The following is a 20005-nucleotide window of genomic DNA, read 5'->3' as shown; positions in this document are numbered from 1 at the left end:
CGCGGTCGCCGGCCGGGGCGCCCGCGTACCGGAGCGCGGGGAGTGACGTGACGCCGCCTGGACGGCGACGCTGCGGATTCGTCCGGTCACCGATCGGTCACGGGCCGATCGCAAAAAGTCACCGCACGCCCCTCGTGGCGGCGATGTGTCGTACCCCACACTGGGTCCGGTGCCTGAGTCCTCGGAGCGCGGCCGACCCGTCCCCAACGGGTCCCACACCCCCGCGGTTCCGCTCATCGCGTACGGGACGGACAGCGGCGAGGCCGCCGACCCCGTCCCCGAAGTACCGCTGCCGCCCCCCTGGCAGCGATCATCCTGGAGGTCGCCCCCGTGCAGACCCAGACCCTCGACCAGACCGAGATCAGCACGACGGACGGCGCGAAGCCGGACGCGGAGACCGACGTCTTCGCGGCCGTGCCCCCGCAGAACCGCGCCGCGCACCACCCGGAGACGGCCGAGCCGGAGAGCCCGGCCGAACTCGGCGAACCCCCCGCGGAGGCGGTGGAGCCCGCCGAGGAACCCGAGCCGGTCGCGCCGCCCCGCAGCCGCCCCGACACCAGCGGCCCCTCCTCGGACCTCTTCCGCCAGTACCTGCGGGAGATCGGCCGCATCCACCTGCTCACCGCCGCCGAGGAGGTCGAACTCGCCCGCCGGGTCGAAGCCGGCCTGTTCGCCGAGGAGAAGCTCTCCACCACCCCCGACCTGGACAGCCGGCTCGCCCTCGACCTCGACCGCATCGTCGTCATGGGCCGGATGGCCAAGCGCCGCCTCATCGAGGCCAACCTGCGGCTCGTCGTCTCCGTCGCCAAGCGCTACGTCGGCCGGGGACTCACCATGCTCGATCTCGTCCAGGAGGGAAACCTGGGCCTGATCAGGGCGGTCGAGAAATTCGACTACGCCCGCGGCTACAAGTTCTCCACCTACGCCACCTGGTGGATCCGCCAGGCCATGTCCCGCGCCCTCGCCGACCAGGCCCGCACCATCCGCGTCCCGGTGCACGTCGTCGAGCTGATCAACCGGGTCGTCCGCGTCCAGCGCCGCATGCTCCAGGAACGCGGCTACGAGCCCACCCCGGAAGAGGTCGCCGACCACCTGGACCTGGCGCCCGAACGCGTCAGCGAGGTCCTGCGGCTGGCCCAGGAACCCGTCTCGCTGCACGCCCCGGTGGGCGAGGAGGACGACGTCGCCCTCGGTGACCTGATCGAGGACGGCGACGCCGCGAGCCCGGTGGAGTCGGCGGCCTTCCTGCTGCTCCGGGAGCACCTGGAGGCCGTCCTGTCGACGCTCGGCGAACGCGAGCGGAAGGTCGTACAGCTCCGCTACGGCCTGGCGGACGGCCGGCCGCGCACCCTGGAGGAGATCGGCCGCATCTTCGGCGTGACCCGCGAACGCATCCGGCAGATCGAGTCCAAGACCCTCAACAAGCTGCGCGACCACGCCTTCGCCGACCAACTGCGCGGCTACCTCGACTGAGTGGGGGCCGCCCACGCGGACGTGAGCGGCCCCCTGACAGCCGGCGGGACCTCAGTCGACCTCGGCGACCGCCTGCGCGAACTGCGCCTGGTACAAGCGGGCATACGCCCCGTCGGCCGCCAACAGGTCGGCGTGCGCGCCCTGTTCGACGATCGCCCCGTTCTCCATGACCAGGATCGTGTCCGCGTCGCGGATCGTGGAGAGCCGGTGCGCGATGACGAACGAGGTGCGCCCGTGCGCCAGTTTGGCCATCGCCTTCTGGATCAGCACCTCGGTCCGGGTGTCGACGGAGCTGGTCGCCTCGTCGAGCACCAGGATCGTCGGATCGGAGAGGAACGCCCGCGCGATGGTGATGAGTTGCTTCTCGCCTGCGCTCACCCCCGAGCCCTCGTCGTCGATCACGGTGTCGTAGCCCTCGGGCAGCGTCCGCACGAAACGGTCCGCGTGGGCCGCCCGCGCGGCCTCCTCGATCTCCCCGCGCGTCACGTCCCGCGAGGCGCCGTAGGCGATGTTGTCGGCGATCGTGCCGCCGAACAGCCAGGTGTCCTGGAGCACCATGCCGATGGTGGACCGCAGTTCGTCGCGGGACATCCGGGCGATGTCCACGCCGTCGAGGGTGATCCGGCCGCCCGACACGTCGTAGAACCGCATCAGCAGATTGACCAGGGTCGTCTTGCCGGCGCCGGTGGGGCCCACGATGGCCACCGTGTGGCCCGGTTCCACCGTCAGCGAGAGGTCCTCGATGAGCGGCTTCTCGGGGTCGTAGCGGAACGACACGTGCTCCAGCGCGACCAGGCCGCGCAGTTCCCGCGGCCGCTCGCTCGGCATCGGATCGGGCTTCTGCTCCTCCGCGTCGAGGAGTTCGAAGACGCGCTCGGCGGAGGCGACGCCCGACTGCACCAGGTTCGCCATCGACGCGACCTGGGTCAGCGGCATCGAGAACTGCCGCGAGTACTGGATGAACGCCTGCACGTCACCGATGGACAGCGCGCCGGAGGCGACCCGCAGCCCGCCGACCACCGCCACCAGCACGTAGTTGAGGTTGGAGACGAACATCATCAGCGGTTGCATGACCCCGCTGTTGAACTGCGCCCTGAAGCCGGCCTCGTACAGGGCGTCGTTCTGCTCGGCGAACAGCTGCGCCGACTCATCCTGGCGCCCGAACACCTTCACCAGGGTGTGCCCGGTGTACATCTCCTCGACGTGCGCGTTGAGTCTGCCCGTCGAGCGCCACTGCTGCACGAAGTGCGGCTGCGACCGCTTGCCGACCCGCGTCGCCACGAAGAACGACAGCGGCACGGTCACCAGCGCGACCAGCGCCAGGATCCACGACACCCAGAACATCATCGCGAGCACACCGATGATGGTCAGCAGCGAGTTGATGAGCTGGCCCATCGACTGCTGGAGCGTCTGCCCGATGTTGTCGATGTCGTTGGTGGCGCGCGAGAGCACCTCACCGCGCTGCCGCTTGTCGAAGTACGACAGCGGCAGCCGCCCCATCTTCGTCTGCACGTCCTCGCGCATCCGGAACATCGTCCGGTTGACCGCCCGGTTCACCAGCCGGGTCGCCACCGCCATCAGCAGACCCGCCACCAGGAAGGTGCCCAGCGCCAGCAGCAGCACGTCACCGACGGCACCGAAGTCGATGCCCTTGCCGGGGGTGAAGTCCGTGCTCTTCAACATGTCCGCGACGGAGCCCTGGCCCCGCGCGCGCATCGACTCCAGCACCTGTTCCTTGGTCGCCCCGGCCGGCATCTGCCGCCCGATGATGCCGGAGAAGACCAGGTCGGTGGCATTGCCGAGGATCTTCGGACCGACCACGTTCAGCCCCACGCTGGCCACCACGCACACCAGCAGCACGCAAATGGTGATCCGCTCGGGCCTGAAGTGCCCCAGCAGCCGTTTCCCGGACGCCTTGAAGTCCATCGAACGCGCGTCGGGGCCGCTCCCGGCCATCATCCGCCCCATGGGCCCGGCCATCAGGCGGCCTCCGCTTCCGTCAGCTGGGAGAGCACGATCTCCCGGTAGGTCTCGTTACCCGCCATCAGTTCATGGTGGCGGCCCGTCCCGACCACCCGCCCCTCGTCGAGGACGACGATGCGGTCGGCGTCCCGGATCGTCGACACCCGCTGGGCCACGATCACGACGGTCGCCTCGGCGGTCTCCCGGCCGAGCGCCGCCCGCAGCGCCGCGTCCGTCGCGTAGTCGAGCGCGGAGAAGGAGTCGTCGAAGAGGTAGATCTCGGGGCGCTGCACCAGGGTGCGGGCGATCGCGAGCCGCTGGCGCTGACCGCCGGACACGTTCGTCCCGCCCTGCGCGATCGGCGCGTCCAGCCCGCCTTCCAGCTTGCTGACGAACGCCTTGGCCTGCGCCACCTCCAGCGCGTGCCACAGCTCCTCGTCGCTCGCGTCCGGATTGCCGTAGCGCAGGTTGGTCGCCACCGTGCCCGCGAAGAGGTACGGCTTCTGCGGGACCAGGCCGACCGTTCCGGCGAGCAGGTTCGGGTCGATCGTCGACACATCGACTCCGTCGACGAGGACCTCGCCCTCGGTGGTGTCGAACAGCCGGGGGACCAGCCCCAGAAGAGTCGACTTCCCGCTGCCCGTCGAGCCGATGACGGCGGTCGTCTCGCCCGGCAGCGCCACCAGGTCGACGGATTTCAGCACCGGCTCCTCGGCGCCCGGGTAGCGGAAGCCCGCCGACCGGATCTCCAGATGGCCGTGCCGGCGCAGCTCGGTGACGGGCGCCGACGGCGGCACGACACTGGACTCGGTGTCGAGGACCTCCTCGATGCGCTCGGCACAGACCTCCGCGCGCGGCACCATCATGAACATGAAGGTGGCCATCATCACGGACATCACGATCTGCATCAGATAGGCCAGGAACGCGGTGAGATCGCCGATCTGCATCTGGCCGCTGTCGATCCGGTGGGCGCCGAACCAGACGACGGCGATCGAGGAGACGTTCACGACGGTCATGACGATCGGGAACATCAACGCGAGCAGCCGGCCGGTGCCCAGCGACATCTCCGTCAGATCCGTGTTGGCCTTCCTGAACCGGTCCTTCTCGTACTCGTCCCGGACGAAGGCGCGGATCACGCGGTTGCCGGTGATCTGCTCGCGCAGCACCCGGTTCACCGTGTCGAGACGCACCTGCATCGCCCGGAACAGCGGCCGCAGCCTCCGCACGATCAGCGTCACGGAGAGCCCGAGCACGGGCACCACGGCGACCAGCACGCCCGACAGCGGCACGTCCAGGCCGAGCGCCAGGATGATCCCGCCGACACACATGATCGGCGCCGACACCAGCAGGGTGAACGTCATCAGCGCCAGCATCTGGACCTGCTGGACGTCGTTGGTCGTACGGGTGATCAGCGAGGGCGCGCCGAAGTGGCCGACCTCCCGGGCCGAGAAGGACTGCACCCGGTCGAAGACGGCGGCCCGGACGTCCCGGCCCACGGCCGCCGCGGTCCGCGCCCCGTAGTACACGGCACCCGTGTTGCAGACGACCTGCGCCAGCGAGATGCCGATCATCAGCGCGCCGAAGGCGAGGATGTAGCCGGTGTCTCCCTTGACGACGCCGTTGTCGATGATGTGCGCGTTCAGGGTGGGCAGGTAGAGGGTGGCGCAGGTCTGCAGGAACTGCAGCAGCACCAGCAGGGCGATGGGTTTCCTGTAGGGCCTGAGATAGGTCCGCAGAAGTCGTATGAGCACGCTACGTCTCTCGGAGTGGGCGATGAGGGGCGGGCGGTCTGCCCCTCGCCCCTATCGTCGGGCACTCCACCCGCGTTACCTCAACCGATTAAGCCAACAGCGATGCCGTTACGACCGGAACGCCCCCGGATGGGTCTGTTCCCGCACCGACACGTACTGCTGACGCACCGCCTGTCCCACCGCCAGCTCGTCCCCCGGCTCGAAGACCTGGGCGACCGGCCCCTGCCACGGCGGCGGGGTGCGCGGGTCCAGGGTGCCCTGTGAGACGCCGAGCGCCCAGGCGGCCTGGCGGGCGGCACCGAGCGCCGCGTAGTCCGCGGGCTGCGGCACCACGATCTGCGCCCCGAACAGCGAGGGCGCCGCGGCCTGGACGGCGGGCAGTTCGGCGGCCTGCCCGAGCAGGAAGACCCGGCGCACCTCCACGCCCCGGCCGCGCAGCACGTCCAGCGCGTCCGCGAGCCCGCACAGCATGCCCTCGAACGCCGCCCGCGCCAGATGCTCGGCCTTCATCGACTCCCGCCGCAGCCCGGCGAGGGTCCCCGCGGTGTGCGGCAGATTCGGCGTCCGCTCACCCTCCAGATACGGCAGGAGTACGAGCCCGTGCGCACCCGGCGTCGACTTCATCGCCAGGTCGGACAGACTCTCCAGGTCGGGCAGCCCGAGCAGGTCGACGGCACCGCGCAGGGTCCGTACGGCGTTCAGGGTGGTGACGACCGGCAGGTGCATGCCGGTCGCGTCGGCGAGCGAGGTGATCATCCCGCTCTGGTCGACCAGCGCGTCGTGGTGCACGGCCATCACGGAACCGGAGGCGCCCAGCGAGACCACGGCGTCCCCGAGCCCGATGCCGAGTCCGAAGGCGGCGGCCATCGTCTCCCCGGTGCCGGCCGAGATCAGCAGCCCCTCCGGGGTCGTACCGGCGGCGTCGGACGGTCCGATCACCTCGGGCAGCATGGCCTGGTGGCCGAGCGCCAGCTCGACGAGGTCGGGCCGGTAACCGCCGCTGGCCGCGGACCAGTAGCCGGTCCCGGACGCCCCGCCGCGGTCGGTGGTCCTGCGCGTGGGCCGCCCCAGCAGCTGCCACACGAGCCAGTCGTGGGCCTGCAAGAGTACGGAGGTGCGCTGCGCGTTCTCCGGCTCGGTCCTGTTCAGCCAGCGCAGTTTGGTCACGGGCTGGGTGGCCTGCGGTACGCAGCCCACCGCCTGCGCCCACGCCTCACGGCCGCCGAGCGCGTCGATCAGATCGGCCGCCGCCACCTGCCCCCGCTTGTCCCCGCCGACCATCGCGGGCCGCACGGTGTTGCCCTGCGGGTCCAGCGGCACGACGGCGTTCTGCTGGGCCGACACCCCGATGGCCTGCACCCCTTCGAGCAGCCCGCCGCCGGCCGCCTCGCCGAGCGAGAGCAGCCAGGCCTGCGGGTCGACGTCGGAGGGCCGCCCGCCGCCCTCCGACGTCTCCACCGGATGCGGTGCGTATCCCTGCCGCAGCACGGACCCGGAGTCCGCGTCGCAGACGACGATACGAGTGAAATCGGGCGAACTGTCCAACCCGGCGACTATCCCCATGGCGAAAATTCTGCCGTACGGCGGGAGGTGACCGTGCCGGGTCGGGGGTCACTAGGTGTTGCTGGTGCCCCAGTCGTCCTCGCCGCTGCCGTTCGCGTTGCGCTCACGCAGGGACCGTACGCGCTGTGCCACCGACTCCGGCACCCGGTCACCGACCTTGTCGCTCACCGCCTGGTAGGCCTTGCCCGCGTACTGGCGGCCCTGCTGGGCGGCCGTCTCCGCGGTGTTGCGGACCGCGGGGTTCTGCGTGATCTGGCGAGCGGACTTCTTCAGCTGCTCGTAGCGCTCTCGTCCGGCCCGCGTGCCCAGCACGTAACCCAGAGCCAGTCCGGCGACGAACGTGAGCTTGTACCGCATGGTGGCCACCCTTCCGTTGCGTAGATCGTGGCGCGCGCTCCGCGCCGGGGGAACCGATTGGCGGAGCACCCCCCTGCTTGCGCTAATGTATGTGTCGCAGCGAGCGAGCGCCTTCTGGCGAATACCCAGGCCGGCACGATCGATGCAACGAGGCATTCCTCCGTAGCTCAATTGGCAGAGCAGCCGGCTGTTAACCGGCAGGTTACTGGTTCGAGTCCAGTCGGGGGAGCTCGGTCCTCCGTAGCTCAATTGGCAGAGCAGCCGGCTGTTAACCGGCAGGTTACTGGTTCGAGTCCAGTCGGGGGAGCATGCTGAAGGGGACCCCGTTGGGGTCCTTTTTCATGTCCCCCGGAACCACCCGGCGCGCACCGCTGTCTCCACGGTCGAGCGAAGCCGACCATCCGAAGCAGGAGATCGTATGAGCGGCTATGCTGCGGCAGACGGCGCGCACAGATGTGCGCGACGCGCCGTATCGGGGCGGTAGCTCAGCCGGTTAGAGCAGCGGACTCATAATCCGTCGGCCGTGGGTTCGAGTCCCACCCGCCCCACTGTGCAGGCTTCTGACCCGCGGAAACGTCTCATCAGGGGTGCGGAACCAGGACGTTGGGCCCACGGGGCTGCATCCGCTGCTCGCGACTACGAGACGCTGCCGGAGCGCACCTTGAAGGCGTCGGTGTGCTCGCCTGCCTGCGAGAGTACGGTCATCGGGTGGGCGGGTCCGGAGTCCGCGAGGCGTACGACGACGCCGAGGGTGAAACTGTCCCCGGTGTCCACGACGGGCCCGTCGGCAGCGGCGTACCCGCTCTCGCCGTCCAGCAGCAGATGCCCGTCACCGACGAGTGGCGGCGGCACGTAGGTACAGTCCGGGTCGATCTCCGGGATACAGGAACTGTCGGAGCCCCGGTAGATCGAAGCCCCCGCGCCGAGCCGCAGCGGCGCGCCGTCCGACTGCTCGGGGCTCACCCCGTCCGTCGCGTTCTCCAGCGACCAGTGGCCGAGCAACTTCGGCTTGCGGTAGGCGAGTTCGGCTACCTCGGCCGGCACCACGACCCGGTCGTGAACCTGTACGTCACCGATGTCCCCGTGCCACTGCTCCCCGTAGTCGGCAGCACCGAGGGCGCGCCCGATCTGGAAAGCGCCGGCCGCCTCGGCGGGAGTCGCGTCGGCCGCGGTCCCGGCCTCGTGGCCGTTGACGTACAGCCGCGCCTTTCCGGTCTCGGCGTCGTACAGCCCCAGCAGATGGGCCCACTCGCCGGTCTCGGGGGTGCCGCCGGACACCTGCGCGCCGCCGATCGCGAACGACCAGGCGGGCCCGGAGTCCTGGAGACGCAGCCCGAGGTCGAAGCCGGGCGCCCCGTCGGCATCCTGGCTGACGACGGTCATGTTCCGGTCGGTTTCGGCGGGCCGTACCCACGCGCTCACCGCGAACGTCTTACGGATGTCGGTCGTCGGGGCGTCCGGGGTGAGGAAGGCTTGGCCGCTGCCGTCGAGGCCGACCGTGGCGGTGGCCGTGGTGCCCGTGGGCGCCGGGCCGCCGAAGGTCACGCCGGTCCCGGCACGGGCGGGGGTGCCGGTCCCGGCGGCGGCCGAGCGGGAGTCCGCCGGGTCGTCCAGCTTCCAGCGGGCGACGGGAGCACGGCCGGCCTGCACGTTGAAGTCGTAACGCGACTCCCCGCTGCTTCGGCCCGACCGGTCGATTGCGCGGACCGTCAGCGACTTGGGTCCCGCGGAGAGCGGCAGGTACGGAATGGTCACGGCCGCGCCCGGCCGCTCCGCGGAGACGGTGCCGTAAGGGCCGCCCACGAAGCCGTACGCGTACGACACCACGTCGTCGGAGGGCGAGTCCATGGTGAAGTGGCCGTAGACGCCCACTCCGTCCACCCAGAACACGTCCTCCGGGTTGGGATATTCGGGAGAGGTGATCGTCGCCTTCTCCGGGCTCACGTCGTCGTACACGAACGAGCAGACCGAGCCGTCGCCCTCGTCGCTCCATGCGGAGGTCGCCTTGCCGTCGTTCGCGCGGACATGCCAGGAGACGACGGTGTTCGCCGGGATGTCGTTCGGCATCGTCCAGTACTGGCGCGACCCCGAGGAAAGAACGATGGTGGTGTAGGTACGCCGCTGTTCCACTCCGGCCGCGTCCGTCCACCAGGCTTCGAACTCGCCACTGACCGGGCTGGATTCGGAGGGCTGGTTGTCCTCCTCCGGGTCGTACAGCACCGCACTGAGCCTGGGCGGCGTCGAAACGTATGGCGTGTCGTCACCAGTCGTGCATGCCTTGCCTCCCGACTGGAGGTTTTGGACGAGCGGCTGATTCGGCGGCAGGTTGACCACCGCATACGCCGTCCCGGCAGCCGTGGCCAACAGCGCCGCCGCACAACTCCCCACCACCGTGCGTCTGCGTCTGCCTGTCCTTGTGAACCTGGTCAAGTGACTCTCCCCTGTGGGTATTTGACGCTCATGGATCACACGAGCGCCTGAAGCTAACAGAGACCACTGACAGCACGGGAAGGGTTTCCTGGCCGACCTGTTCCAGACCTTCGGTGTCGTCGAAGCAGAACAACCGACAACGCCGGGGAGGCTCGGCAGAGGCCCGGAAGTGCGGTTGCTGTTCGTGTTCGCCCATCATCTCGTTGGCCGCTGCCTTGCCGGCTGCGAAGCACTCGCCTGGACGACCCCGACCGACCTGGGGGACGGGAGGATTCCGGGGGCGGGGGCAGGGCCGCGCCGATCCACCGGGCGGAGAAGTGGCCGCCGGTCAGTCCGTCCTCGTCGACGGCGGGGAAGGGGGGACGGAGAGGGCCTGTTCGGCCCAGATCGTCTTGCCGGTGTACGTCTGGCGGGTGCCCCAGCCCTGGGTGAGCTGGGCGACGAGGAGCAGGCCGCGGCCGCCTTCGTCGAAGGTGCGGGCGCGGCGCAGGTGGGGGGCGGTGTTGCTGGCGTCGGAGACCTCGCAGATGAGGTTGCGGTCGAGGATCAGCCGGAGCTGGATGGGGGCACCGCCGTAGCGGATGGCGTTGGTGACGAGTTCGCTGACGACCAGTTCGGTGACGAAGGCGGCCTCGTCCAGGCCCCAGGCGTCCAGCTGCCGGGTGGCCTTCTTGCGCGTCTCGGCGACCGCTGAGGGATCGGGTGGCACGTCCCAGGTGGCGACATGGGCCGCGTCCAGGGCGCAGGTGCGGGCTATCAGCAGCGCCACGTCATCGGCGGCGTGGTCCGGGAGAAGTGCCTGGAGCACGGTGTCGCAGGTGCTCTCCAAGGACTGAGCCGGCCGGGCCAGCGCCTTGCGCAGCACGTCGAGGCCTTCGTCGAAGTCGCGGCCACGGGCCTCGATGAGGCCGTCGGTGAACAGCGCGAGGAGGCTGCCTTCGGGCAGTTCGATCTCGGCGACTTCGAAGGGCAGGCCGCCCAGCCCCAGCGGCGGGCCGGCCGGGACGTCGGGAAATTCCACGGCGCCGTCCGGGGTCACCAGTGCGGGTCCGGGGTGGCCGGCGCGAGCCAGTGTGCAGCGCCGGGAGACCGGGTCGTAGACGGCGTACAGGCAGGTGGCGCCGATGTCGCCGACGGTGTCGGCCGCGCTCTCGCCCTCGGCGGACATGCGGATGACCATGTCGTCCAGGTGGGTCAGCAGTTCGTCGGGCGGGAGGTCGACATCGGCAAGGGTGCGTACGGCGGTGCGCAGTCGTCCCATGGTGGCCGAGGCCTGGATGCCGTGGCCGACGACGTCGCCGACGACGAGCGCCACCCGCGTGCCGGACAACGGGATCACGTCGAACCAGTCGCCGCCGACGCCGGCCCGCGTGCTGGCGGGGAGGTAGCGGGAGGCGACGTCGACGGCGGCCTGCGGGGGCAGCCGCTGCGGCAGGAGGCTGCTCTGAAGGGTGAGGGAGGTGAGGCGTTCGCGGGTGTAGCGGCGGGCGTTGTCGATGCAGACGGCGGCCCTGGCGGTGATCTCCTCGCCGAGAAGCAGGTCGTCCCGCTCGAAGGGTTCCGGGCGCCGGTGGCGGGAGAACGTGGCTACGCCGAGGGTGATGCCGCGGGCGCGCATCGGCACGGCCAGCACCGAGTGGAAGCCGAAGCGCCGCATCTGCTCGGCCCGGTCCGGGGCCTGCCTCGCCACCTGGTCGATCCCGGGGACGGTCACGTTCTCGATCAGTGGCCGGCCGGTGGTCAGGCACCTGGCCGCGGTCGACTCGTCCGGGTAGGCGGCCACCGTTCCGCGCCTCACCACGACCTCGGGGCAGCCCTCCAGGACGGACTGGTAGGCGACACGGCGCAGCACGACGGGGCTGGGCGGGGAGCCGGCCCGCGGGTCGTCGCCGCCTTCGATGGCGGGAAGCAGGTCGACGGTGACGAAGTCCGCGAGGTGCGGGATGGCCACGTCGGCGAGTTCTTGTGCGGTCCGGGCGAGGTCCAGGGTGCTGCCGATGCGGATGCTGGCCTCGTTGAGCAGGGCCAGGCGCCCTCGGGCCAGGTGTTCCTCGGTGACGTCGTGTGCGGAAAGGAGCACTCCCCGTACGGTCCCCTCGGCGTCCCGCACGGGGACGAGCAACGTCGTCCAGACGCTCTCGCTCTCCTGGCCGGCGAGGTGCAGGGACTGCTGCAGATGCTGCTGTTCGCCGGTCTCCAGCGCCCGCCGCATGCACTGTTCCGTCCGGTCGCTCTCCGGATCGACCACGATCTCCGATACGCGCAGCCCCCGCATCGCGGCTTCGGGCAGCCCGATCACCCGCTCCATGTCCGTGTTCGCCCGTCGCAGCCGCAGGCCGGTGTCGTAGAGCGCCGTGGTGAAGGGGGACCGGGTGAAAGCCCACATCACCAGCGCGTCGTCCTGGCGCGGCGACGACGGCCGGGTCAGGGGGGAGACCAGGAGCCATTCGCCGCCCCCCTCGCCCTCGTGGTCGGGCGCCCGGCGGTGGGCCAGCAGGTGCACCGCGAGGCGGTGGCCGTCCCGGTGCAGGAGAGTGACCGTCCCGTTCCACCTCGGCTGCGTCTTCAGGGAGCGCAGGGTCTCGGTGGGCGGCTCCTCGGGGAGCAGCCGTGCCGCGGGCCGGCCGATGACCTCGGCGGACCGGTATCCGAGCAGCCGCCGTGCTCCCTCGCTCCACCCGGTCACGATGCCGTTCGCGTCCAGGCGGGCTCTGGCCGTGGCCGACGTGTCGATGGGGTCGTCCGGCCGCCACGCCGCCGGGTCGTCGCCGGCGGTGTCCGAACCCGTCATCGCGTTCATCCGCCCTCACCTCGGCCTTCCCCTGGGTGCCCGGCCCGGCCGCACGAGCACCCGACAGGGAGTGGTTGGACATATATGCTCAATAAGGCCATAAGAGTGCAAGAGATACCAATGTAAAAAGGGATACCAAGCGATCGGGGCTGGAGGATCGTGCCATGACTGCCACCGGCGAGGAGACATGGCCGAACGCGGCCGAATGGACCGGGAAGATCTACAGCGGCGGTTGGCGGCGGACCGAGGGCGGGGTCCTGCCGGTCACCGAACCCGCCACGGGTGAGCGGCTGGCGGAGGTGGGTGTGGCAGCGCCCGCGGATGTCGCCCGGGCCGGGACTCTGGCCGCCCGGGCTCAGCGGGCCTGGGCCGAGACGGCACCCCAGCAGCGTGCCGAGGTCCTGCTCCGCGCCGCCCGGGCGCTCCGCGACCACAGCGGGGCGGTACGCGAGTGGATCGTCAGGGAGTCCGCGGGCGTCCCGGCGAAGGGCGACTACGAGATCGCGGCCGGACTCGGCCAGCTGGCGCAGGCGGCGGGACTCGCGTCGTCGCCCCGCGGCGAGATCCTGACCCCGTCGGCACCTGGCCAGACCAGTTGCGCGTGGCGGGTACCGCTGGGGGTGGTCGGCGTCATCAACCCCTGGAACGCCCCCCTGCTGTTCGCCATGCGGGCCCTGGCGCCCGCGCTGGTGCTGGGCAACGCCGTCCTGCTCAAGCCCGATCCCCACACGCCGGTGTCCGGTGGCGTCGTCGTGGCGCGGCTGTTCGAGGAGGCGGGACTGCCCGAGGGGCTGCTCCACGTGCTGCCGGGAGGCCCCGGCACCGGTGAGGCGGTCGTGGCCGATCCGCACGTCGCCATGGTCGTGTTCACCGGCTCCAGCGAGGCGGGACGGGCGGTCGCCCGCGCCGCGGGCGACGGGCTCAAGCGGGTGGTCCTGGAACTGGGCGGCAAGAACTCGATCGTCGTGCTCGACGACGCGGACGTCGACTCCGCCGCGGCGGCCGGGGCGATGAGTTCCTTCGGATATCAGGGGCAGGCCTGCGTCGCCGCCGGACGTCATCTGGTGCACGCCGACCTCGTGGAGCCTTACACCGAGGCACTGATCAGGCAGGCCGAGGAGCTGCGGGTCGGTGACCCCCGCGAGGAGGGTGTGGCCCTCGGTCCGGTGATCAGCGAGCGCCAGGCCGCGAGGATCGAACGCATCGTGGACGAGAGCGTGGCCGCCGGCGCACGGGTGCTGGCAGGCGGGCGCCGCGACGGGCTGTTCTATCCGCCCACCGTCCTGGACCACGTCGAGCGGACCATGCCCGTCTTCACCGAGGAGATCTTCGGCCCCGTCGCCCCCGTCGTCGCGTTCCGTACCGACCGAGAGGCCGTCGAGATCGCCAACGACACCGCCTACGGCCTGACGGCGGCCGTGCACTCCCGTTCGGCGTCGCGGGCCGCGGTCATCGCCGAGCAGGTGCGCACCGGCATGGTGCACCTCAACGACGTGTCCGCCAAGGACGCCGCGAACGCCCCCTTCGGCGGGATGGGAGCGTCCGGCAACGGCTCCCGCATCGGTGGCACCGCCAATCTGGAGCAGTTCACCCAATGGCGCTGGATGACGGTCCGACGGTCCGCGTGATCGAAGGGTGACGACTGCCGCGACCACAGGGGCGACGGAGGGCGCAGGGCGGAGGGCGTCGGCCACCACCTGTGGTGGGGACGCCCTGCCTCCGTCGGCCCGATCCCGGCGATCACGGCTCTCTGCCCGGCGCCGACTCCGCGTCAGGCTCCCCGTGGCCCAGGGGCGGGGGCGGGAAGCTCGCCCGAACCCCGGACGATCAGGTGGGTGGGGACGGTGAGGGTCAGGGCTCGGGAGCGGTCCCCGTCCAGGCGGAGCAGCGCGGTGGCCGCTGCCGTTCTGCCGAGTTCCTCCGCGTCCTGGGCGACGACGGTCAGGGCCGGCTCCAGTGCCTCGGCGAGCGCCACGTCGTCGAAGGCGACGACGGCGACGTCCTTGCGCTTGCTGCGGGCCAGTTCCGCGATTATCCCCAGCGCCATGATGTTGTTGCCGGCGAACAGGGCGGTGGGGGGATCGGCCAGGCCGAGGAGGTGGGTGGTCGCGGTCTCGGCTCCTTGCTGGTCATGGGCGTTGGTGACGAGCGAGCGGTCGTAGGGGAGGCCGGCTTCCCGCAGCGCCGAGCGGTAGCCGGCCAGACGCTCACGGCGGGTGTACAGCGTCGGGGGCAGGTCGCCCATGAAGCCGATGCGCCGGTGTCCGTGGGCGATGAGATGGACGACCCCGTCGTGGGCTCCGGCACGGTTGGAACTGACGATGCTGTCCGTGGCGAGGCCGACGCCGGGTCGGTCGAGGAAGATCACGGGTAGGCCCGCCGTGCGGTGGGACCTGAGGTGGGAGTGGTCGGCGCCGACGGACGGAACGACGATCAGGATGCTGACACGGCGGGCGAGGAACTTGTCCGTCAGGGCGCGTTCGCGCTCGGGGTCGTCCGCGGAGGAGCCCATGAGCAGGGTCAGTCCGCGTTCGCGGACAGTGTCCTCGATGGCGCGGGCCACGGCTCCGAAGAAGGGGTTGGCGAGGTCGGGAATGACCAGGCCGATGGTGGTGTCCGGGCCGCCGACGCGGATGTTGCGGGCCATGAGGTTCGGCTGGAAGCCGAGCTTGGCCACCGCGGCGAGTACCTGTTCCCTGGTCTGCGCGGAGGCGGGTCCGTCCTCGTTGAGGACTCGGGAGACGGTCTTGGCGCTGACGCCGACCTCTCGGGCGACATCGGCCAGGGTAGGGCGTCGGTTCGCTGCCATGGAGGAAGCCGTCTCCTGATGGCTCTCGGTTGCGGCCGCGGCCTCGGCCGGCAACTGCGAGAGCTGAGTTGTGCTGTCAAGTGGCCTGGATTCCGGCGGCCTTCGCGGCCTCCGAATCCGCTACGACAGTATCTCCGGCGTCGTCGATGCCGAGTGCGCCGGTCATGATGGCGACGACTTCGGCCATGGAGTAGTCGGAGGGCTTGATCAGGGCGGCACGTCGGCCCAGCCGGTGGACGTGGATCCGGTCGGCGATCTCGAAGACGTGGGGCATGTTGTGGCTGATCAGAACGACCGGCATGCCCTTGTCGCGGACTCGGCGGATGAGGTCCAGGACCTGACCCGACTCCTTGACGCCGAGGGCGGCGGTGGGTTCGTCCATGACGACGACGCTGCGGGCCCAGGCGACGGAACGGGCGACCGCCACGGCCTGCCGCTGTCCGCCGGAGAGCGTCTCGACGGACTGCGTCAGCGAGCGCAGGCCGATCTTCAGGTCGGCCATGTGCTCGGCCGCCTCCTGGCGCATGCGCTTCTTGTCCAGCATGCGGAAGGCGCTGCCGAGGACACCCGGCCGGCGCAGCTCGCGGCCGAGGAACATGTTCGAGGCGATGTCCATGGAGGCGGCCACGGCGAGGTCCTGGTACACCGTCTCGATGCCGTGGGCGCGGGCGCTCTGCGGGCCCGAGAAGGTGATGGGTTCGCCGTGGAGACGTATCTCGCCCGCGTCCGGGACCACCGCGCCGGTGAGGGCCTTGATCATGCTGGTCTTGCCGGCGCCGTTGTCGCCGATGACGGCGAGGACTTCGCCGGGCAGCAGGTCGAAGTCGGCGCCGTCGATGGCGGTGACCTGGCCGTACCGCTTGACCAGGCCGCGGGCCTGGAGGACGGGGACGGGGGAGGAGGTGGCGGTCATCGTGCCTTCTTCCGGGAGAGCTGGTCGACGGTCACCGCGAGGATCACCAGGACTCCGGTGATCAGGGTCTGGTAGATGGAGGCGACGCCCATCAGCTGGAGGCCGTTGCGGAAGACGCCGACGATGAGGACACCGATGAAGGTGCCCAGAACCGATCCGCGTCCGCCGAAGAGGCTGGTGCCGCCGAGGACCACGGCGGTGATGCTGTCGAGGTTGTCGGTCTGGCCGGCCTGCGGGTCGCCGACTCCGGTGCGGGAGATGAGCAGCAGGGCGGCGACGCCGTACAGCAGGCCGGCCACGGTGTAGATGCCGATGGTCAGGCGGGAGGTACGGATGCCGTTCAGCCGGGCGGCCTCGGCGCTGTTGCCCAGGGCGTAGACGTGCCGGCCCCAGCCGGTGCTGCTCAGCGCGTAGGCGAGGAGGAGGAACAGGGCGATGGTGACCAGGGAGCCGTAGGTGATGTCCGTGTGGCCGAGCGGGAAGGTCTGCCCGAGGGCCGTCAGCGGGCTGGGCAGGTCGGTGACCGTCTGTTCCTCGGAGTAGATGTGGGTCAGTGCGAACGCCACGTTGAGCATGCCGAGGGTGACGATGAACGGCGGCAGTGGGATCTTCTGCACCAGCAGCCCGTTGATCAGGCCGAAGCCGCCGCAGACGACCAGGCCCAGAGCGATCGCGACGAGGGGTGGGACGGAGCCCTCGGCCGCCATCTTGGCGATCACGATGCTGCCGAACGCCATCACCGCCCCGCACGACAGGTCGATCCCCGCCGTGAGGATGATCAGGGTCTGCCCGATGGCGAGGGTGCCCACGACCATGACCTGCTGCACGATCAGCGAGAAGTTGCCGCCGGTCAGGAACTGGCCGGTCGAGAGGGAGAAGAAGACGCAGGCCAGGAGGAGGGCGGCCAGGGGCCCGGTGGTCGGTGCGGTGAGCAGTCTGCGGGCCGTGGTCGGTGCTCTGAGCTCCGAGTACGGCGTGGTCGTGGCTGTCATGCGGGATCCTTGTCGGAAGACAGATGCCCTTGTCGGAGGACGAGGTCCGAGGCCCCCGTCGTCAAAAGGACGTGGGCACGGGCCCCGCGGCCGGGACAAGGGGGGCGGTCGCCCCTGGTCGGGGAGGCGGGCCGACCGCCCCGCTGAGGGGAGAGGCGGTGTCGTACGGTCCTGCCGGGGCGGCTCAGCCCCAGCAGTTCTCCAGGCCGTAGGCGGTGTTCTTCGAGGTGACCCCGGACTGCGCCTTGTCGGAGATCAGCGTGACGCCGGTGTCGGTGTAACCGGACGCCTTCTTGCCGTCCTTGGCGTACGTCACGACGGCCTTGACGCCCTCGGCTGCCATCTTCAGCGGGTACTGCTGGGAGGTGGCGGCGATCTTGCCGTCCTTGACGGCCTGGGTGCCGCTGCAGCCGCCGTCGACGGAGACGATCAGCACGTCCTTCTCCCGGCCCTTGGCCTTCAGCGCGGTGTACGCGCCCAGCGCGGCCGGTTCGTTGATGGTGTAGACGACGTTGATGCCGGGCGCCTTCTGCAGGCAGTTCTCCATCGCGGTCTGGCCCTTGGCCTGGTCGCCGCCGGTGTCCTGGGCGCACACGACGTCCTTGTCGGTCGCGCCGAAGCCCTTCAGGAAGCCGTTGTGCCGCTGGACGCCGACGGAGACGCCCGGCGCCAGGTCGAGCGCGGCTATCTTCGCCGACCTGCCCTTCATGGCGGCCTTGGCGTACGCGCCGATCAGCTCGCCGGCCTTGAGGTTGTCGGTGGCGAAGAGGGCGTCGACCGCGCTCTCCGGCTCGGTCGGGGTGTCCAGGGCGATGACCAGGACACCCTTGGCGCGGGCCTTCTGGATCGCGGGCACGATCGCCTTGGAGTCGCTCGGGGTGATCAGGATGCCCTTCACCCCGGCGGCGACCATGTTCTCGATGGCCGTGACCTGACCCGCGTTGTCCCCGTCGAACTTGCCGGCGGCGGTGGACAGTTGGGCACCGTTCTCCTTCGCGGCCTTCTCCGCACCCTCCTTCATCTTCACGAAGAACGGGTTGGTGTCGGTCTTGGTGATCAGACCGACCTTGACGCTGCCCGAGCCGGAACCCGTTGAGCCGGAACCGGAGCCCGAACCGCAGGCCGTCAGGGTGAGTGCGGCGACGCCCGTGATCGCGGCGGCTCTGAGGACGGAGGAGGACAGGCGAGTGGTGCGAGACATGATCGACTCCTGTGAGATAGCGGGCGGCACGGGGTGGGGATCGGAGCAGGCCGCCCGAGGTGTCAACGATGACTTATGTCATCGTTGACACCGCCTGGCGAGGATGATGGACTCCGGATCCCGGCAACGTCAATGCCTTCCACTCGTCACAAATCGGCAACGCCCGCAGCCGTCGTCCCCGCGCAGCCGGTCAGCGGCCGCGCTGGGCCGCCGCGCCCCTCTGCCCGGTCCCCGCGCGCCCTTCCGAGAGAGAGAAGCCCATGAGCCCGCGTCAGATCACCGTTCTGGGAGAGTGCGTCGCGGACGCCTTCGCCGAACCGGCGACGGCCCCGAACGAACTCGCTCTGCGGGTGCTGCCCGGTGGCGGGCCCGCGAACACGGCGGTGGCCCTGGCCCGGCTCGGCACGCCGGCCCGCTTCCTCGCCCGCCTGTCCGGCGACGCGTTCGGCCGTCTGTTCCGGGGGCACCTGGAGGCGTCCGGCGTCGACCTGTCGTACGCCGTCGCCGCCGCCGAGCCCAGCACGCTGGCCGTGGCGGAGCTGGACGGCACCGGGCAGGCCGCGTTCTCCTTCCACGCGGAGAGGACGGCCGACTGGCAGTGGACCCCGGGCGAACTGGCAGGGGTGGATCTGTCCGGAACGGCCTGTGTGCACACCGGGTCGCTGGCACTGGTGCGTGCGCCCGGCGGGCCGGTGGTGGAGGAGTTCCTCGCGGCGGCGGCTCCGCAGGCCACCATCAGCATCGATCCCAACGTCCGGCCGCTGCTGGTACGGCCCGAGGCGTACCGAGCCCGGCTGGCGCGTTGGTGCGGTCTCGCGGACATTCTGCGCTTGAGCGAGGACGACCTGGAACTCCTCCTGCCCGGCACGCCGCCCGAGCGGGCGTGCGACACCTGGCACGCCGCAGGGGTGCGGCTCGTCGTGATCACACTCGGCGCGGGCGGCGCCCTGGCCTCACTGGACGGCGAACGGATGCGGGTGCCCGCGGTGGCCACGCGGGTCGTCGACACGGTGGGCGCGGGGGACTCCTTCACCGCCGGCCTGCTGCACCACCTCGGCGTCCGCGAACTCCTCGGTGGCCGGCTGGCCGGTCTCCGTCTTGAAGAGGTCGCCGAAGCCTGCCGGTTCGGCGCTCGGGTCGCGGCTCTGACCTGCTCCGTCGCCGGTCCCAACCCGCCGTGGCGTAACCAGTTGGCGCGGTCGACGGCCGCCGGTCACGCCTGACGCGTGCCCGCGTGCCCGCCTCCCCGCGTGACGGCGGCGCCGGCGACCGTCCGCACCCCCGTCCGAGCTTCTGCCCGTGAGTGACACCCACACCGACAAGGACACGAGACCGTGAAGAGAACCCTGCTCGCCGAGTTCACCGCCGCCGAGGGAGCTCAGGACGAGGTCGCTCGCCTGATCGGCGACTACGCCCTGAAGGTGCGCGAGGAAGAAGGCAACATCGCCTTCGACGTCTACACGAGGGCGGACAACCCGCGCGCCTTCTGGATCTTCGAGGTGTACCGCGACGAGGACGCCTTCCAGGCGCACCTGGACGCCCCCTACGGCGGCCCGTTCAACGCGTCCCTCGTCCCGTTGATCGAAGAGGTCGCCTCCGTGCTGACGTTCCTCGATCCGCTGGTGTGAAGGTGCCGGGAGCGGCGTCGCGTGCGGCCTCCCGGGGGAGAGCGTGCGCGCTTCGTTCGGGCTCCTCGGCTCGGACGGTGACGGGAAACCGGGGGACCGATTCTGTGGTGGTCCGTGGAGGAGAGGCGGCCGGAT

Annotated in this window: 14 protein-coding genes and 3 tRNA genes; 7 read left to right on the top strand and 10 right to left on the bottom strand. The window is 70.6% G+C overall.

Going from position 1 to position 20005, the window contains the following annotated elements; translation table 11 throughout:
* The first annotated feature begins 300 nt into the window (after positions 1-300).
* Positions 301-1473, top strand: coding sequence for an RNA polymerase sigma factor (locus ABZT12_RS04825; protein ID WP_356378094.1), 1173 nt, complete (start codon positions 301-303; stop codon positions 1471-1473).
* 51 nt (positions 1474-1524) lie between these two features.
* Here the strand turns inward: ABZT12_RS04825 and ABZT12_RS04820 are convergent, their stop codons facing one another.
* The 4 genes from ABZT12_RS04820 to ABZT12_RS04805 all read right to left on the bottom strand — a co-directional run bounded on the left by ABZT12_RS04820 (position 1525) and on the right by ABZT12_RS04805 (position 7106).
* A complete protein-coding gene (locus ABZT12_RS04820) occupies positions 1525-3453 on the bottom strand; it encodes an ABC transporter ATP-binding protein (protein WP_356377284.1) in 1929 nt (642 codons plus the stop codon).
* Positions 3453-5186 carry an ABC transporter ATP-binding protein gene (locus tag ABZT12_RS04815; protein WP_356377281.1) on the bottom strand — a complete coding sequence of 578 codons (1734 nt, stop codon included), beginning with the start codon at positions 5184-5186 and terminating at the stop codon, positions 3453-3455. Before ABZT12_RS04815 ends, ABZT12_RS04820 begins: the two co-directional genes overlap by 1 nt.
* 108 nt (positions 5187-5294) lie before the next feature.
* On the bottom strand, positions 5295-6749 hold the full coding sequence (locus ABZT12_RS04810; RefSeq protein ID WP_356377278.1) for an FGGY family carbohydrate kinase: 1455 nt from the start codon (positions 6747-6749) through the stop codon (positions 5295-5297).
* A 51-nt stretch (positions 6750-6800) separates the two neighbouring features.
* Positions 6801-7106, bottom strand: a complete 306-nt coding sequence (locus ABZT12_RS04805) for a YtxH domain-containing protein (protein ID WP_356377275.1) — start codon at positions 7104-7106, stop codon at positions 6801-6803.
* A 156-nt stretch (positions 7107-7262) separates the two neighbouring features.
* On the opposite strand from ABZT12_RS04805, the gene ABZT12_RS04800 reads away from it, so the two are divergent.
* The 3 genes from ABZT12_RS04800 to ABZT12_RS04790 all read left to right on the top strand — a co-directional run bounded on the left by ABZT12_RS04800 (position 7263) and on the right by ABZT12_RS04790 (position 7654).
* Positions 7263-7335, top strand: a tRNA-Asn gene (locus ABZT12_RS04800).
* A 5-nt stretch (positions 7336-7340) separates the two neighbouring features.
* Positions 7341-7413: transfer RNA gene (locus tag ABZT12_RS04795), tRNA-Asn, on the top strand.
* 167 nt (positions 7414-7580) lie between these two features.
* Positions 7581-7654: transfer RNA gene (locus ABZT12_RS04790), tRNA-Ile, on the top strand.
* An 88-nt stretch (positions 7655-7742) separates the two neighbouring features.
* Here the strand turns inward: ABZT12_RS04790 and ABZT12_RS04785 are convergent.
* Both ABZT12_RS04785 and ABZT12_RS04780 read right to left on the bottom strand, forming a co-directional pair.
* The gene (locus ABZT12_RS04785) at positions 7743-9497 is read right to left on the bottom strand and encodes a LamG domain-containing protein (RefSeq protein ID WP_356378091.1); all 1755 of its coding nucleotides are present in this window, start codon (positions 9495-9497) and stop codon (positions 7743-7745) included.
* A gap of 367 nt (positions 9498-9864) precedes the next feature.
* Entirely contained in the window at positions 9865-12336 is a 2472-nt protein-coding gene (locus ABZT12_RS04780) for a SpoIIE family protein phosphatase (RefSeq protein WP_356377272.1), read from the bottom strand.
* Positions 12337-12491: 155 nt separating this feature from the next.
* On the opposite strand from ABZT12_RS04780, the gene ABZT12_RS04775 reads away from it, so the two are divergent.
* A complete protein-coding gene (locus ABZT12_RS04775; protein WP_356377269.1) occupies positions 12492-13955 on the top strand; it encodes a benzaldehyde dehydrogenase in 1464 nt (487 codons plus the stop codon).
* Between the two features lie 143 nt (positions 13956-14098).
* Here ABZT12_RS04775 and ABZT12_RS04770 read toward each other — a convergent pair whose 3' ends face one another.
* The 4 genes from ABZT12_RS04770 to ABZT12_RS04755 form a co-directional block, all read right to left on the bottom strand.
* Entirely contained in the window at positions 14099-15136 is a 1038-nt protein-coding gene (locus ABZT12_RS04770; RefSeq protein ID WP_356377266.1) for a LacI family DNA-binding transcriptional regulator, read from the bottom strand.
* Positions 15137-15212: 76 nt separating this feature from the next.
* Entirely contained in the window at positions 15213-16049 is an 837-nt protein-coding gene (locus ABZT12_RS04765; protein WP_356377263.1) for an ATP-binding cassette domain-containing protein, read from the bottom strand.
* The gene (locus ABZT12_RS04760; protein ID WP_356377260.1) at positions 16046-17041 is read right to left on the bottom strand and encodes an ABC transporter permease; all 996 of its coding nucleotides are present in this window, start codon (positions 17039-17041) and stop codon (positions 16046-16048) included. Before ABZT12_RS04760 ends, ABZT12_RS04765 begins: the two co-directional genes overlap by 4 nt.
* Before the next feature lie 184 nt (positions 17042-17225).
* Positions 17226-18242 carry a sugar ABC transporter substrate-binding protein gene (locus tag ABZT12_RS04755; protein ID WP_356377257.1) on the bottom strand — a complete coding sequence of 339 codons (1017 nt, stop codon included), beginning with the start codon at positions 18240-18242 and terminating at the stop codon, positions 17226-17228.
* A gap of 260 nt (positions 18243-18502) precedes the next feature.
* Here ABZT12_RS04755 and ABZT12_RS04750 point away from each other — a divergent pair, with 260 nt between their 5' ends.
* Positions 18503-19465 (top strand): carbohydrate kinase, encoded by a 963-nt coding sequence (locus ABZT12_RS04750; RefSeq protein WP_356377253.1) that lies wholly within the window; start codon positions 18503-18505, stop codon positions 19463-19465.
* A gap of 111 nt (positions 19466-19576) precedes the next feature.
* Positions 19577-19870 carry an antibiotic biosynthesis monooxygenase family protein gene (locus tag ABZT12_RS04745; protein WP_356377250.1) on the top strand — a complete coding sequence of 98 codons (294 nt, stop codon included), beginning with the start codon at positions 19577-19579 and terminating at the stop codon, positions 19868-19870.
* Positions 19871-20005 lie beyond the last annotated feature (135 nt).

Source organism: Streptomyces sp. NPDC005423 (genome assembly GCF_040606415.1).
In the GTDB taxonomy this organism is placed as follows: Bacteria; Actinomycetota; Actinomycetes; order Streptomycetales; family Streptomycetaceae; genus Streptomyces.
Note: the sequence above shows the minus strand (reverse complement) of the source record. Positions and strands in the feature narration are given on the sequence as shown.

Coding starts and splice junctions, on each gene's coding strand:
- ABZT12_RS04820 (WP_356377284.1), bottom strand. CDS start 3,453: ATGGCCGGGCCCATGGGGCGGATGATGGCCGGGAGCGGCCCCGACGCG.
- ABZT12_RS04810 (WP_356377278.1), bottom strand. CDS start 6,749: ATGGGGATAGTCGCCGGGTTGGACAGTTCGCCCGATTTCACTCGTATC.
- ABZT12_RS04805 (WP_356377275.1), bottom strand. CDS start 7,106: ATGCGGTACAAGCTCACGTTCGTCGCCGGACTGGCTCTGGGTTACGTG.
- ABZT12_RS04780 (WP_356377272.1), bottom strand. CDS start 12,336: ATGAACGCGATGACGGGTTCGGACACCGCCGGCGACGACCCGGCGGCG.
- ABZT12_RS04775 (WP_356377269.1), top strand. CDS start 12,492: ATGACTGCCACCGGCGAGGAGACATGGCCGAACGCGGCCGAATGGACC.
- ABZT12_RS04770 (WP_356377266.1), bottom strand. CDS start 15,136: ATGGCAGCGAACCGACGCCCTACCCTGGCCGATGTCGCCCGAGAGGTC.
- ABZT12_RS04765 (WP_356377263.1), bottom strand. CDS start 16,049: ATGACCGCCACCTCCTCCCCCGTCCCCGTCCTCCAGGCCCGCGGCCTG.
- ABZT12_RS04760 (WP_356377260.1), bottom strand. CDS start 17,041: ATGACAGCCACGACCACGCCGTACTCGGAGCTCAGAGCACCGACCACG.
- ABZT12_RS04755 (WP_356377257.1), bottom strand. CDS start 18,242: ATGTCTCGCACCACTCGCCTGTCCTCCTCCGTCCTCAGAGCCGCCGCG.
- ABZT12_RS04750 (WP_356377253.1), top strand. CDS start 18,503: ATGAGCCCGCGTCAGATCACCGTTCTGGGAGAGTGCGTCGCGGACGCC.